General features: G+C 30.7%; 12 protein-coding genes, 2 pseudogenes and 1 other annotated feature. Of the genes and pseudogenes, 8 read left to right on the forward strand and 6 right to left on the reverse strand.

Annotated elements, in window-relative coordinates; all coding sequences use genetic code 11:
• Positions 1–366: 366 nt before the first annotated feature.
• Together TCEL_RS14040 and TCEL_RS14045 are read right to left on the reverse strand one after the other, a co-directional pair.
• Positions 367–795 (reverse strand): annotated as a pseudogene (locus TCEL_RS14040) (DDE-type integrase/transposase/recombinase); the annotation flags it as partial.
• Between the two features lie 15 nt (positions 796–810).
• A pseudogene (locus TCEL_RS14045) lies at positions 811–1,644 on the reverse strand (IS6 family transposase); the annotation flags it as partial.
• Between the two features lie 121 nt (positions 1,645–1,765).
• Between TCEL_RS14045 and TCEL_RS02905 the strand changes: the two are divergent.
• Both TCEL_RS02905 and TCEL_RS02910 read left to right on the forward strand, forming a co-directional pair.
• On the forward strand, positions 1,766–3,124 hold the full coding sequence (locus TCEL_RS02905; RefSeq protein ID WP_018660943.1) for an RsmF rRNA methyltransferase first C-terminal domain-containing protein: 1,359 nt from the start codon (positions 1,766–1,768) through the stop codon (positions 3,122–3,124).
• 134 nt (positions 3,125–3,258) lie between these two features.
• Positions 3,259–3,726: a coiled-coil domain-containing protein gene (locus TCEL_RS02910; protein WP_018660945.1), complete on the forward strand. Its 468-nt coding sequence runs from the start codon at positions 3,259–3,261 to the stop codon at positions 3,724–3,726.
• A 9-nt stretch (positions 3,727–3,735) separates the two neighbouring features.
• On the opposite strand, the gene TCEL_RS02915 is transcribed toward TCEL_RS02910, so the two are convergent.
• A complete protein-coding gene (locus TCEL_RS02915; RefSeq protein ID WP_423219071.1) occupies positions 3,736–4,473 on the reverse strand; it encodes a polysaccharide deacetylase family protein in 738 nt (245 codons plus the stop codon).
• A 146-nt stretch (positions 4,474–4,619) separates the two neighbouring features.
• On the opposite strand from TCEL_RS02915, the gene TCEL_RS02920 reads away from it, so the two are divergent.
• The 5 genes from TCEL_RS02920 (at position 4,620) to TCEL_RS02940 (ending at position 8,272) form a co-directional block, all read left to right on the forward strand.
• The gene (locus TCEL_RS02920) at positions 4,620–5,618 is read left to right on the forward strand and encodes a permease (protein WP_018660948.1); all 999 of its coding nucleotides are present in this window, start codon (positions 4,620–4,622) and stop codon (positions 5,616–5,618) included.
• A gap of 4 nt (positions 5,619–5,622) precedes the next feature.
• A complete protein-coding gene (locus TCEL_RS02925) occupies positions 5,623–6,327 on the forward strand; it encodes a TIGR03943 family putative permease subunit (protein WP_040683728.1) in 705 nt (234 codons plus the stop codon).
• A gap of 114 nt (positions 6,328–6,441) precedes the next feature.
• The gene (locus TCEL_RS02930; RefSeq protein ID WP_040683729.1) at positions 6,442–7,008 is read left to right on the forward strand and encodes a LemA family protein; all 567 of its coding nucleotides are present in this window, start codon (positions 6,442–6,444) and stop codon (positions 7,006–7,008) included.
• 11 nt (positions 7,009–7,019) lie between these two features.
• Complete coding sequence (locus tag TCEL_RS02935) at positions 7,020–7,826, forward strand: TPM domain-containing protein (RefSeq protein WP_018660956.1); 807 nt, start codon at positions 7,020–7,022, stop codon at positions 7,824–7,826.
• Between the two features lie 128 nt (positions 7,827–7,954).
• Positions 7,955–8,272: a transposase gene (locus TCEL_RS02940; RefSeq protein ID WP_018660957.1), complete on the forward strand. Its 318-nt coding sequence runs from the start codon at positions 7,955–7,957 to the stop codon at positions 8,270–8,272.
• Between the two features lie 60 nt (positions 8,273–8,332).
• Here TCEL_RS02940 and TCEL_RS02945 read toward each other — a convergent pair whose 3' ends face one another.
• The 3 genes from TCEL_RS02945 to trpS form a co-directional block, all read right to left on the reverse strand.
• The gene (locus tag TCEL_RS02945; RefSeq protein WP_018660959.1) at positions 8,333–9,379 is read right to left on the reverse strand and encodes an ABC transporter substrate-binding protein; all 1,047 of its coding nucleotides are present in this window, start codon (positions 9,377–9,379) and stop codon (positions 8,333–8,335) included.
• A gap of 45 nt (positions 9,380–9,424) precedes the next feature.
• Positions 9,425–9,964 carry a helix-turn-helix domain-containing protein gene (locus tag TCEL_RS02950; RefSeq protein WP_018660961.1) on the reverse strand — a complete coding sequence of 180 codons (540 nt, stop codon included), beginning with the start codon at positions 9,962–9,964 and terminating at the stop codon, positions 9,425–9,427.
• 264 nt (positions 9,965–10,228) lie between these two features.
• The gene (gene trpS, locus TCEL_RS02955) at positions 10,229–11,227 is read right to left on the reverse strand and encodes a tryptophan--tRNA ligase (protein WP_018660963.1); all 999 of its coding nucleotides are present in this window, start codon (positions 11,225–11,227) and stop codon (positions 10,229–10,231) included.
• A 44-nt stretch (positions 11,228–11,271) separates the two neighbouring features.
• Positions 11,272–11,503: a binding site (T-box leader), on the reverse strand.
• A 197-nt stretch (positions 11,504–11,700) separates the two neighbouring features.
• Between trpS and TCEL_RS02960 the strand changes: the two genes are divergently transcribed.
• Complete coding sequence (locus TCEL_RS02960; protein WP_018660966.1) at positions 11,701–12,288, forward strand: metallophosphoesterase family protein; 588 nt, start codon at positions 11,701–11,703, stop codon at positions 12,286–12,288.
• Positions 12,289–12,534: the final 246 nt, after the last annotated feature.

Here is a 12,534-nt window from a genome sequence, read left to right on the forward strand (position 1 = left end):
ATAAAATGTAATTGAAAATAGATTTGGGGTTGGGAATATGAAGAGAAAAATATATATTCTCCTTATTATCTTGTTATTTTCACTGCTTCTTATGATGTCACCTAAAATACAGATAGGATTTTAGAATTTCTTGTATATAAGCCTCATAAATGATAAAATATATATCTATGAAAAAACTAGATTGTGTTAAGTAAATATGAAAAAATAGCGTAGCTAGATGTATAATTACTCAAAATTACTCAGGTTTTTATTAAATTCTAAAAAATAATTTTTAATAACTAGGGAATTTATAAAAAATAGGCATGCCGAAGGCACCTACAAAAACTTAAAAATGTAGGTGTATGAAAAGATATGCTTTATTTTAAATTAAGCAGATAGAAGCCAATTATTCATTGCTTTTTCATCAACTAATATCCCAGCTACTTGTGCAGGGGTTAGATTGTTTAAAGAATAGTGAGGTCTTAAAAAATTATAATGGAAAATAAACATTGCTATCAGAGTGTTTGCACTTTCAAATGATTTAAATCCTCGCTTGCGCTTATACCAATCTTTAAATGTATCATTAAAAGCTTCTATCAGGTTGTTAGAGATATCATCCTTAAATGATTGTACTTTGATATGCTTAGAATTATTAAAAATAGTTTTAGCTGCAAGATTATATGAGTCTAGTCTGTCGGTTACAATAGCCGATGGACATCCAAATTTGCTTGCAGATTTAAACAAAGCAAAAGCTTGCGAAGCATCTCTTGATGCTGTTAAATTGAAACCTAAAACCATTCTGGTTTCTGAATCAATAANATTAAAAGCTTCTATCAGGTTGTTAGAGATATCATCCTTAAATGATTGTACTTTGATATGCTTAGAATTATTAAAAATAGTTTTAGCTGCAAGATTATATGAGTCTAGTCTGTCGGTTACAATAGCCGATGGACATCCAAATTTGCTTGCAGATTTAAACAAAGCAAAAGCTTGCGAAGCATCTCTTGATGCTGTTAAATTGAAACCTAAAACCATTCTGGTTTCTGAATCAATAATTAACCAAAGATAATGCTTTTCACCATTTATAAAAACGACAGTTTCGTCGGCATGCCATTCATCAGAGGTGCCTAAATCGAGATTTTTAGTAAGTCTATTAGCTATACTTAGAAATATAGGAGCAAATTTTTTGCACCAAGATGCAATAGTTACATGAGACACTTTAATATTATAAGTTACTTTAAAGAATTGAGATATTCGTCTAGTTGAAGAACCATTTAAGTAATAAAGATTAAGTGCAGAAAGAATTAAAAACAAAGGAAATCTCATTCTTTTAAAGTCCATCTTTCCTTTAATTAATTCACAAGATGCAGATTGTATATTATTAGGTTTTGCGACATAAACAGAATGAGCACATTTTTTAGAGTTGCAAGTATAATGAGAGTAATACTCGTAATCATGGTGTAAATACATGCCATACCCACAAACAGGGCAACGAGGGTATCCTCTCAAAAGACTCTTTTTCTTGCCTGAACAATCTTCGAGAGTAAACTGACGTTTACAATTTCTACATTGATATTTCTGCTTACCAGCTTTATCTTTACCAAATCGATAGAGGTTATGACTGTGGCATCTTGGGCATGAAAGATTATTCATTAATTTGCACATAATTTCATCTCTCCTTCGGAGGTATTTTATTGTTGGCTATCTTTAAGATAACTCAAAGGGGAGATGAAATTCAAATATCATATAACTTAACAAAACTAAAAACTATGTACGGAGGAATATTATGAGGCTGCCAGAGAAGTTTCTAGATAGAATGAAGGAACTTTTGAAGGATGAGTTTGATGACTTTTTAAAAAGCTATGAATATGAAAGATATCAAGGGATCAGAGTAAATACACTAAAAATAAGTGTTGAAGATTTTTTAAAGATATCTCCATATAAAATATTAGATAGAGTGCCTTGGGAGGAGAGGGGTTTTTACATAGAGGAAGAAAAACCAGGAAAGGACCCCTATCACGCTGCAGGGCTTTTTTATGTGCAGGAACCAAGTGCAATGTCTGTTGCACCTCAAGTTCAAATTAAAAAGGGTGAGAAGGTATTAGATCTTTGTGCATCGCCTGGTGGAAAATCAACACAGGCTGCATCCTACCTTCAGGGAGAAGGGCTTCTTGTTTCAAATGAGATTAAACTTAAAAGAGCCCAAATACTTGTTCAAAATGTAGAAAGAATGGGAATAAAAAATGCAGTTGTAACTAACAACTCTCCAGAGGAGCTTGAGAGGGTATTTACAGGATATTTTGATAAGGTTATAGTTGATGCACCCTGTTCGGGAGAAGGTATGTTTAAAAAAGATAAAGATGCTTTAAATTACTGGAGTGTGGAAAATGTTTTAAACTATCAGGGGATGCAAAGACCAATTTTAAGGTCTGCTGCTAATATGCTAAAGCCTGGCGGTCTTATGGTATATTCAACCTGTACATTCTCCATTGAGGAAAATGAGTTTATAATAGATGAATTTTTAAAGGAAAATAAGAATTTCGAACTTGTTAATATAGAAAAGAAGTATGGATTTAGAGAAGGATTTTATGAAGTATTTAATAACCCTGAACTTAAAAAGGTTGCAAGGCTTATGCCCCACAGACTAAAGGGAGAAGGGCATTTCCTTGCCCTTTTAAGAAAGCTTGATGGAGATATAGAAGAACCCAAAAAACTAAAGACCAATATTGGCAAAAGGGACATAGACGATTTTAGAAGGTTTGTAAAGGATACATTAAAGTTTGATTTTGATGATGAAAGACTGTTATTAAGAGGAGATAGGCTTTACTATGTTCCAGAGGACTGCTTTGATTTAAAGGATTTAAATGTACTTCGTCCAGGTATCCTCCTTGGAGAATTTAAGAAAAACAGATTTGAACCAGATTATGCACTTGCGGCAACCTTAAAGATGGATGAAGTATATAGAAATATAAACTTTACAAGAGATTCAGAGGAAATAAGAAAATATATAGAAGGGTATACACTAAACGTGGATTTAGAGGACGGGTGGTATCTTATAAATGTGGATGGCTACTCCCTAAGCTTTGGAAAAGTTGCAAAGGGAGTTTTAAAAAACTACTTCCCCAAAGCCCTAAGATGGCAGTAGTTACACCTAATTTATATGAATATTTACCCAAAATTAAAGATGAAGATATTAATACTTTATTTTTTAATTCAGGTTTTTCATATTTTCTATCTCTGCTATTTTATATATAATATAATATAAAGGGAGTGGTAATAATGGATACAGCAATTATTGATGCATTAAGATTGGTTATAAGAGAGGAACTTCAGCCTATTCGTGAGGATATTTCTAAGCTAAACCAAAGAATGGACAAATTAGAATTAAGAATGGATAAATTGGAATCAAGAATTGATAAATTAGAATCAAGAATTGATAAATTAGAATCAAGAATTGATAAATTAGAATCAAGAATTGATAAATTAGAATCAAGAATTGATAATATAGAGGCTGATGTAGCTGTATTAAAAGCTGATGTAAAATATATAAAAGTACAGGTAGACGAAAATACTCAAATTTTAAAGGCTCTTGAACATCAAACACAAGTTAATAAATCGGAAAATGATAGATTAGTATATCAAATTGCCAAGGTAGAAGCTAATTTAAACGCAATAAAACCTGATGTTATAAAGGGTGTAGAGGCTTATAATTTTATACAGGAATTAAAGCAGTTTGTAGCAAGGTAAGCAATAGGCTTACCTTTTTTTGTATCTAAAATAGTATTCAGGTGTGTTTTCATCTATAGTTTCAAACATATAACCCTTCTCCTTGAAATAGTCTATAATCTTTGGCAGTGCTTTTACAGTATTTTTGTCTGTTTCACTGCAGTGCATAAGAAGAAAAACTGTATTCCATTTTTGGCTTGTTTTAATAGCTTCTCTATACAAAACATCAGGTGCTTTGCTTGGCACATATCCATCTGAAATTCTTGCATTCCAGTCATACACCTTATATCCTAATTGGTGCAGCCTCTCATGTAGTTCTTCATCAAGTCGCCCTGTACTTCCACCTGGGAACCTTATTATTTTTGGTCTAATACCAATAACTTCATATATGGCATCTTCAGTTTTTATCATTTCTTCAATAAAAGCATCTTTACTTTTATAAACAAGTTTCATTTTATGGGTATAGGTATGCAATCCAATTGAATGACCTTCTTTATATATTCTTTTAACTATTTCACTTCTATCATGAACCTTATTTCCAATAAGAAAAAATGTTGCTTTTACCTCTTTTTCCTTTAAGATATTTAAAATTTGGTTTGTTATTTTGTAGCTTGGTCCATCATCAAAAGTAAGATATATAGTTTTTATACTAGAATTATCATCTGCTTCAGCAGAGCAGTTCATATCAAATTTGGCTAAATTATAAAATATAAATCCAGTGATTAAAAAAGATAAAATAGATAATGTTTTATTTTTCAATTTTATCATCTCCTAGAATTAATATATATTTATTATTTGCTTTTATCTTAACAATATGTAAATGCAAGTGATTTGCAATTTCTTATAAGTGAGGTATTATTATAAATAAATAGTAATATAATTAAATAGAAAATTATTAGGAGGTATTTTAAGTTATGGAACATCTTAACGAACTTAAAACAAGTTCAATTCTAAAGTTTATTTTTTTTGGCATTATAATTATGATTTCACTAAATATACTTGGGATTAAATTTATAAAAATTGATAAAGATGTCTTTAATAGTTTTTCCGCAATATTTATCAGTATAATACTTGAGACCATTCCTTTTATACTTTTAGGGTCCTTTGTTTCAGCAATAATACAGGTTTTTGTTTCAGAAGCTACCATACATAAACTAATACCTAAAAATAAATTTTTTGCAATCATAACAGCCTCTTTATTAGGATTTTTTATTCCAATTTGTGAATGTGGAATAATACCTGTTGTAAGAAGGTTGATTAAAAAGGGTGTTCCAAGTTATGTAGCTATTACATTTATGCTTTCATGTCCAATAATAAATCCTGTTGTAATACTTTCAACCTATAACGCATTTTATGATAAAAAATACATGCTATTTTTAAGAATAGGTTTTGGTTTAGCAGTTTCTCTAATAATAGGCCTTTTACTTTGGTACCTTGAAGGTGATAATAAAGTTGTTTTAGAAACTTATAATCATCATAGTTGTTGTTGTCATCATCATAAATCAAAGCTATATGAAATATTTGACCACACTAGCCATGAATTTTTAGATATAGGTAAATTTTTAATATTTGGTGCTTTAATTTCAGCTATAATGCAGACAGCTAATATAAAGTCTTTAATATCAATCTATTCGAGAGATAGTTTTCTATCAGTTGTGGCTATGGGTATTTTTGCATATGTTATATCTCTTTGCTCTGAGGCAGATGCATTTATTGCAAGAACATTTATACAGCAGTTTACAGTTGGTTCCTTAGTGACATTTTTAATTTTAGGACCAATGATAGATATTAAAAATACATTGGTTCTATTTTCGTCATTTAAAAAAAGATTTGCAGTTGAACTTATCCTACTAATATTTTTGATATCCATTTTATGTGGAACATTTATAAATACATCATTTGTGTTGAGGTGAAAATATGAAGTTTGAAAATATATTATGGACTAGTATATTGTTTTTACTGTTTTTAATCACTACGCTACTAAATGTAACAGGGAAAATTTATTACTTTTTACATCCAAGGCTTTTTATATATAGTGTTTTTGCATCCGTTATGCTATTTATGTTGTTTTTATTTGAGGTTTATAAACTATTTAAAACTAATAAACATAATCATAAGCATAGGCTAAGAGTTTTACCTTATTTTATGTTTGTTATGTTTATATTTGTATGTGGAGTATATGAATTTGAAAATTCAACGCAAAACATTGCTAGAAATAAAGAAGCATACTTTACTATGCCTATTATGTTAAAGGGAGAAGGTATTGGTGAAGGAATAATCAATGTAGATAACAAAAACTATTTGGATGTAATGGAAGAGCTTCATAATAACTTAGATAAATATCTAGGAAGAGAAATTGTAATAGAGGGGTTTATATTTAGAAATAAAGAATTTAATAAAAATCAATTTGTTGTGGCAAGGATGCTTGTAAACTGTTGTGCGGCAGATGCTCAGGTAGTTGGTCTTATGGTAGAAGGAAGTTATAATGTAAAGGAAAATGAGTGGGTTAGAGTAAGGGGGAATATTAAAAAAGGTTGTTATGATAATCAAGAAATTCCAGTTATTGATGCAAAAAGTGTAGATTTAATAAAAAAGCCAAAGGAAGAGTATATATATCCATGATTATTTTAATTAAATAGCTAAAAATAAATGTAGGTATATAAAAAAATTAAAAAAGAATGTTTGAATTTTGATATTAGTTATGTAATACTATAACAAACACAATTTAAGGGAGGTATGAATATGGGAAGATTAAATGGAAAAATAATTGCTATAGCTGTTGTTGCGCTTTTGGTAATTTGGGGTATAGGAAGTTACAATGGTTTAGTTTCAAAAAGTGAGAAGATAAATGAAACGTATAGCCAAATACAGAATCAGCTACAAAGAAGAGCAGATTTAATACCTAATCTAGTTGAAACTGTTAAAGGATATGCAAAGCAAGAAAAAGAAGTTATCCAATCTGTTACAGATGCAAGAGCAAAGCTTGCAGGGGCAAGAACACCTCAGGAGCAAGCAGCTGCAAATAATGAACTAAATAGTGCACTATCAAGACTTTTGGTTGTTGTTGAAAATTATCCAAACTTAAAGTCAGATGCGAATTTTAGACAGCTTATGGATGAACTTGCTGGTACTGAAAATAGAATAGCAGTTGCAAGAAAGGATTATAACGCTGCAGTTAAGGAATATAATGTTAAAATTAAGAGATTTCCTACTGTGATTATTGCAAGAATATTTGGTTTTACTGAAAAACAATATTTCGAAGCAAATCCAAATGCGCAAAATGCACCTAATGTCAAGTTTTAGGGGGGAATTTTATGAAGAAAAAATTCCTTCCCCTAAGTATTATTTTAATATTATTTTTTAGCATAATAGCTTTTGCAACACCTAAGATTCCACAGCCAACAGAGTATAAGTATTTTAATGATTATGCAAATATAATAGATAACAATGCTAAGGGGAAAATACTTCAGCTTGGAAGTGAGCTTTATGCAAAAACAGGTGCAGAAATTACAGTTGTAACATTAGACTCAACTGAAGGTTTAAGCATAGAGGAATATGCGAATGAATTATTTAGAAGGTGGGGTATAGGACAAAAGGGAAAAGATAATGGGGTGCTTTTTCTTGTTGCAGTTAAAGATAGAAAAATGAGAATAGAAGTAGGATATGGATTAGAAGGTGCGCTTCCTGATGGTAAAACCGGTCGCATAAGAGATGAATATATAATACCATATTTTAAACAGGGGGATTATTCAAATGGAATACTCCTTGGATATCAAGCTCTTTGTAGTGAAGTTGCAAAGGAGTATGGAGTTGAACTTGAGGCACTAGATAAAAACATAGTTCCAATTAGAGGCAATAATAATAATAACTCAACAGGAATGGATCCATTTTATATACTTTTGTTTATTTTTATTCTATTTGCAGCGGATGGACTATTTTTAAAATGGTATATTTTAAGAACGATACTATATTTATTGATAAGCTCAGATAATAGAAGAGGTCCAAGAGGAGGTTTTGGTGGCGGAGGATTTAGCGGATTTGGTGGAGGCTCCTCAGGTGGCGGATTTGGTGGTTTTGGAGGAGGTTCCTCTGGTGGAGGTGGCTCTTCCGGAAGCTGGTAAAAAAGTGCCACCCAGGTGAAATGTGAAATTTTCCAATTTGTGTAACAAAAATTATTGTGATATGCTCCCTTTATGGTAGACAGATTAAAAATGTAAAAATTGTTTACCATAGAGAGGAGTATATTTTTATGAGAAAGAAAGGCGTATACGATTTTGATATAAAACTTAAAAGTGTTGAAGAATATTTAAACAATATTAAGACAACAAAACAAATATGTTGTGAGATTGGTGTAAATAAGAAGAAGAAGGTATTTTTAAATTGGGTAAGGAAATATAAAGTAGAAGGAGCAAAAGGGTTAATAATTAAAGATTCTAATAAAAAATATTCAACAGAATTAAAAATAAAGGCTGTTGAAGATTATTTCAATAGCACTCTATCTCAATTTGAGATATGTTCAAAATATTATATTTGTTCTCATATTGTTATAGCTTTTGTTTATAAATAAAAAAGTGAAATATGACACAACCAATCAATGGAAAATGTCACATTTCACTTGGGTGGCACTTTATTGGGCAGCCTTTACCTCAGTCCATATTCTATCATATTCCTTTAGCATGTCTGATAAATCCTTATACACTTCACATCTTTTAATAACTTCATCATCTGGATATGCAGTTTTATCATTTCTTATTTGTTCATCTAGCATTTTATATGCTTCTTTGTGTGGAGTGGAGTATCCTATATATTCGGCATTCTTCTTAGCAATTTCAGTTTCACACATAAAGTTAATAAACATTTCTGCTTCTTTTTTGTGTTTTGAAGTTTTTGGGATAACCATACAGTCGATAAATAGATTGCTTCCTTCTTTAGGTACAACAAATTCTAAGTCTGGGTTTTGCTTTTTCATAAACACTGCATCACCTGCCCAAGCAACAGCAAGTGCAGCCTCTCCAGATATCATTTTATCCTTTATTTCATCTCCAACATATGCAAGTACAAGAGGCTTTTGTTTTATTAATTCTTGTTTTGCTTGTTCTAACTTATCCTTATCGGTTGTATTTAAAGAATATCCAAGCTTTTGCAGAGCAACTCCTATAGATTCCCTTTGACTATCAAGCATAAGAATTTGCTTCTTATACTTTTCATTCCAAAGTATGCTCCAGCTATCAACAGGATCAGATACCATCTTTTTGTTGTATACTATACCAACAACACCCCACATATAGGGTACAGAATATTCATTATTAGGGTCAAATTCAAGTCCCTTAAACTTTTCATCAATGTATTTATAATTTGGCACATTTGAAAAATCAATTTTCTCAAGCATGCCTTCCTTAATCATTTTTGAAATCATATATTCTGAAGGTATAGCTACATCAAATGCTGTTCCACCAGCCTTTATTTTAACATACATATCTTCATTTGTTGCAAATGTTTCGTAATTTACTTTAATTCTATATTTATTTTCAAACTCAGATATTACTGTCTCGTCTATATAGTCACCCCAGTTGTATACATTAAGTGTTACTTTTTCTTCTTTAGAACAGGAGGCTAATGGAATAACAGCAAGTGCAATAAAAATAAAGATCAATAACTTACTTAATCTTTTCAATTAAACTCATCTCCTTTGCCTCTTTATTTATATAAGATAAATTCATTAAAAAGAGGGAGGACTAGATACCCAAAGTATCTGTGCCTTTGTCTTTCCATTGTTTTTTATGTAGTGGTTGCTGTTTGGTTTGAAGTAGAAACATTGTCCCTTTTTTAATTTAAACATTTTATTTCCAACAACTAATATTATAGACCCAGATAGTACATACCCAAATTCCTCACCATCATGTGGAGCATCAATTTCTGATGAACCGCCTTCGTCTAATGTTATTATTATAGGCTCCATTATATTTTTCTGTGCATTTGGAACTATCCAGCTAATAATATTTTTAAGATCTGGATTTTCCTTTTCAAAAGCATCCTCTTTTTTAAATACAATTTTTTCATCGCTGTTATCATTAAAAAAGTCCTTAATATTTGTTCCAAGGCATTCTAATATGTCCATTAATGTATTAATAGAGGGAGATGTTAAATCCCTTTCAAGTTGAGAAATAAAACCTTTAGAAAGCTCACATCTATCCGCTAGTTCCTCTTGTGTAAGACCTTTTTTGATTCTTAATTCTTTAATCTTTTTTCCTATTTTCATTTTTACACCCTTTACTATAATATTAAACTTTTAGTTTACTTATACTAAACATACTTTAATTATAACTCTTAACCAAAAAAAATCAATATATACATTTAATAGTAATGAAGATTAACAAAAATATATAAAATAAATACAAAAATATGGAGTTAATGAAATATGTATAAATTCATTAACTCCATAGGATCTATAGCTACGTTAGTTCATTTTAAAAATTTTATTGGATATAGAAGGAAAATGTCACATTTCACTTGGGTGGCACTATTATAGTTGTATAAATCCAATTTTTCTTTGCATTTTCCTTAAGGTTTTGTTAGCTACATAGTTTGCCTTTTCAGCTCCTTTTCTATAGATAGATTCAAGGTATGCTTTGTCAGACATGATTTGGTTTATTCTTTCTTGTATAGGTCTTAATTCTTCAACAACTATTTCAGCAACATCCTGTTTTAGTTTTGCATAGCCTTGACCTTCATAATCTTTAACTATATCTTCAGGCTTTCTGCCGGTTATTGCAGCTATTATGTTAATTAAGTTCTTTATTCCTGGCTGTTCGTCTGAGTAGTTTACAACACCTATACTATCTGTAACTGCTCTTGATATTTTCTTTCTTATTACATCTGGAGAATCGTTTATTAGTATATATCCATTTGGATTATCCTCTGATTTTGACATCTTCTTTTCAGGATTTTGTAGGTCCATTATCTTTGCACCAGCTTCTGGAATATACGCTTCTGGTACCTTAAAGGTTGGGCTATATAGGTTGTTAAATCTTATAGCAATATCTCTTGCAAGTTCTAAATGTTGCTTTTGATCCTTTCCAACAGGAACAAGGTCAGTATTGTATAAAAGTATATCCGCAGCCATTAAAACAGGATAGTTAAAAAGCCCTGCACTTATGCTTTCACCAAGTTTTTGTGATTTATCTTTATATTGAGTCATTCTGCTTAGTTCTCCCATGTAGGTAAAGCAGTTTAAAAGCCATTGAGCTTCGCTGTGGGCTGGAACATGGGATTGTATGAATAATGTGCATTTATCAGGATCTATACCTGAGGCTATATATGTAGCAAGTATTTGAAGTGTACGAGCTCTTAAATCCTTTGGTTCCTGTCTAACTGTAATTGCATGCAAATCAACAACGCAGAAGTATGATTCATATTCATCTTGAAGCTTTACCCAATTTTTTATAGCACCTAAGTAGTTACCTAAGGTTAGTTCTCCTGAAGGCTTAATACCACTAAATAATACCTTTTTTTGATTTTCCATATTAATCCTCCTCCTTTATGGTATAAATAAAAGCCCTATGCAAAGCATAGGGCGTAGTATTACGCGGTACCACCTATTTCAAGAAGCAAAAGCTTCTCCTCTGTAGGATACTAACATATCCTGCTCATTTAACGGCGAGCATGCGTTTTAGGCTACTAAAATTTCACCCAAATCCTCTAGGACCCATTCAGCCTATGGTAAGTTACTGCATTTCCACCACCAGCAGCTCTCTGTAAACATCCCATATGCTTACTTGCTTCCCTTCATTGGATCTTTTCACCATATTTATATTTTTAATTAATATTATATGCAAAAGGTATAAAAAATACAACATCTACTTTAAAAGCAGATTATTTTATATAATTCAATATTTCTTTATTTTTATCATTTTTGAAACAATTTAATTATTGTGTGATTTTTGACGAAATATGTGATATAATATTTAGGACCATTTTAGAAATGAGGGACAAAAGGTGAGGATACTTGTAGTTTCAGATAAGGAATCTACATATATTTGGGATCATTTTGATAGAGAAAAATTTAAAAATATAGACTTGATAATATCCTGTGGAGATCTTAAGGCAGAATATCTTTCCTTTTTAGTTACCATGATAAATGCACCTCTTTTTTATGTGCATGGAAATCATGATAGAACATATATTTATAATCCACCAGAAGGCTGTACATGTATTGATGATAAACTTGTAGTATTCAATGGTGTTAGAATACTTGGAATTGGTGGAAGTCCATTTTATAATGGAAAAGAATTTCAATATACTGAAAAACAAATGGAAAAAAGGGTACAAAGACTTATACCTAAGATTTGGTGGTATGGAGGAGTTGATATTCTAGTTACCCACACACCAGCATTTGGTTTAGGAGATGCTCCAGATGTTGTACATACAGGTTTTAAGGTATTTAGAAGGCTTCTTGATAAGTATAAACCCAAATATTTTCTACATGGCCATCAGCATTTAAATTATGCAAATGGAAATAGGATAATTAAGTATAATGATACAACAATAATAAATGGATATAGATACCATATATTTGATTATTAAGTGCCACCCAAGTGAAATGTGACATTTTCCAAATGAAACCATATATTTTTAAAATAAAGTCGTATATACGAAAAGTATCGCAATATTGCATAATAAATTTCAATAATAGTTTATTTCATAAAGAGTTATAAATAATACAAAGCCTCGCATGTGTTATTTTGGCAAATGCGAGGCTTTAAGTATTTTAGTCAAAGGTATAAATTTATATAATCATTAGAGTATAAATATTAATCTGTGAAATATTCT

Origin of the sequence: Thermobrachium celere DSM 8682 (assembly GCF_000430995.1) — a bacterium.
GTDB classification, from domain to species: domain Bacteria; phylum Bacillota; class Clostridia; order Clostridiales; family Caloramatoraceae; genus Thermobrachium; species Thermobrachium celere.

Excerpts from the sequence above, each read along its gene's own strand:
- TCEL_RS02940 (WP_018660957.1), top strand. The coding sequence starts at position 7,955 with ATGAGAAAGAAAGGCGTATACGATTTTGATATAAAACTTAAAAGTGTT.
- TCEL_RS02935 (WP_018660956.1), top strand. The coding sequence starts at position 7,020 with ATGAAGAAAAAATTCCTTCCCCTAAGTATTATTTTAATATTATTTTTT.
- TCEL_RS02950 (WP_018660961.1), bottom strand. The coding sequence starts at position 9,964 with ATGAAAATAGGAAAAAAGATTAAAGAATTAAGAATCAAAAAAGGTCTT.
- TCEL_RS02930 (WP_040683729.1), top strand. The coding sequence starts at position 6,442 with ATGAATATGGGAAGATTAAATGGAAAAATAATTGCTATAGCTGTTGTT.
- TCEL_RS02910 (WP_018660945.1), top strand. The coding sequence starts at position 3,259 with ATGGATACAGCAATTATTGATGCATTAAGATTGGTTATAAGAGAGGAA.
- TCEL_RS02915 (WP_423219071.1), bottom strand. The coding sequence starts at position 4,473 with ATGATAAAATTGAAAAATAAAACATTATCTATTTTATCTTTTTTAATC.
- TCEL_RS02920 (WP_018660948.1), top strand. The coding sequence starts at position 4,620 with ATGGAACATCTTAACGAACTTAAAACAAGTTCAATTCTAAAGTTTATT.
- TCEL_RS02905 (WP_018660943.1), top strand. The coding sequence starts at position 1,766 with ATGAGGCTGCCAGAGAAGTTTCTAGATAGAATGAAGGAACTTTTGAAG.
- TCEL_RS02925 (WP_040683728.1), top strand. The coding sequence starts at position 5,623 with ATGAAGTTTGAAAATATATTATGGACTAGTATATTGTTTTTACTGTTT.
- trpS (WP_018660963.1), bottom strand. The coding sequence starts at position 11,227 with ATGGAAAATCAAAAAAAGGTATTATTTAGTGGTATTAAGCCTTCAGGA.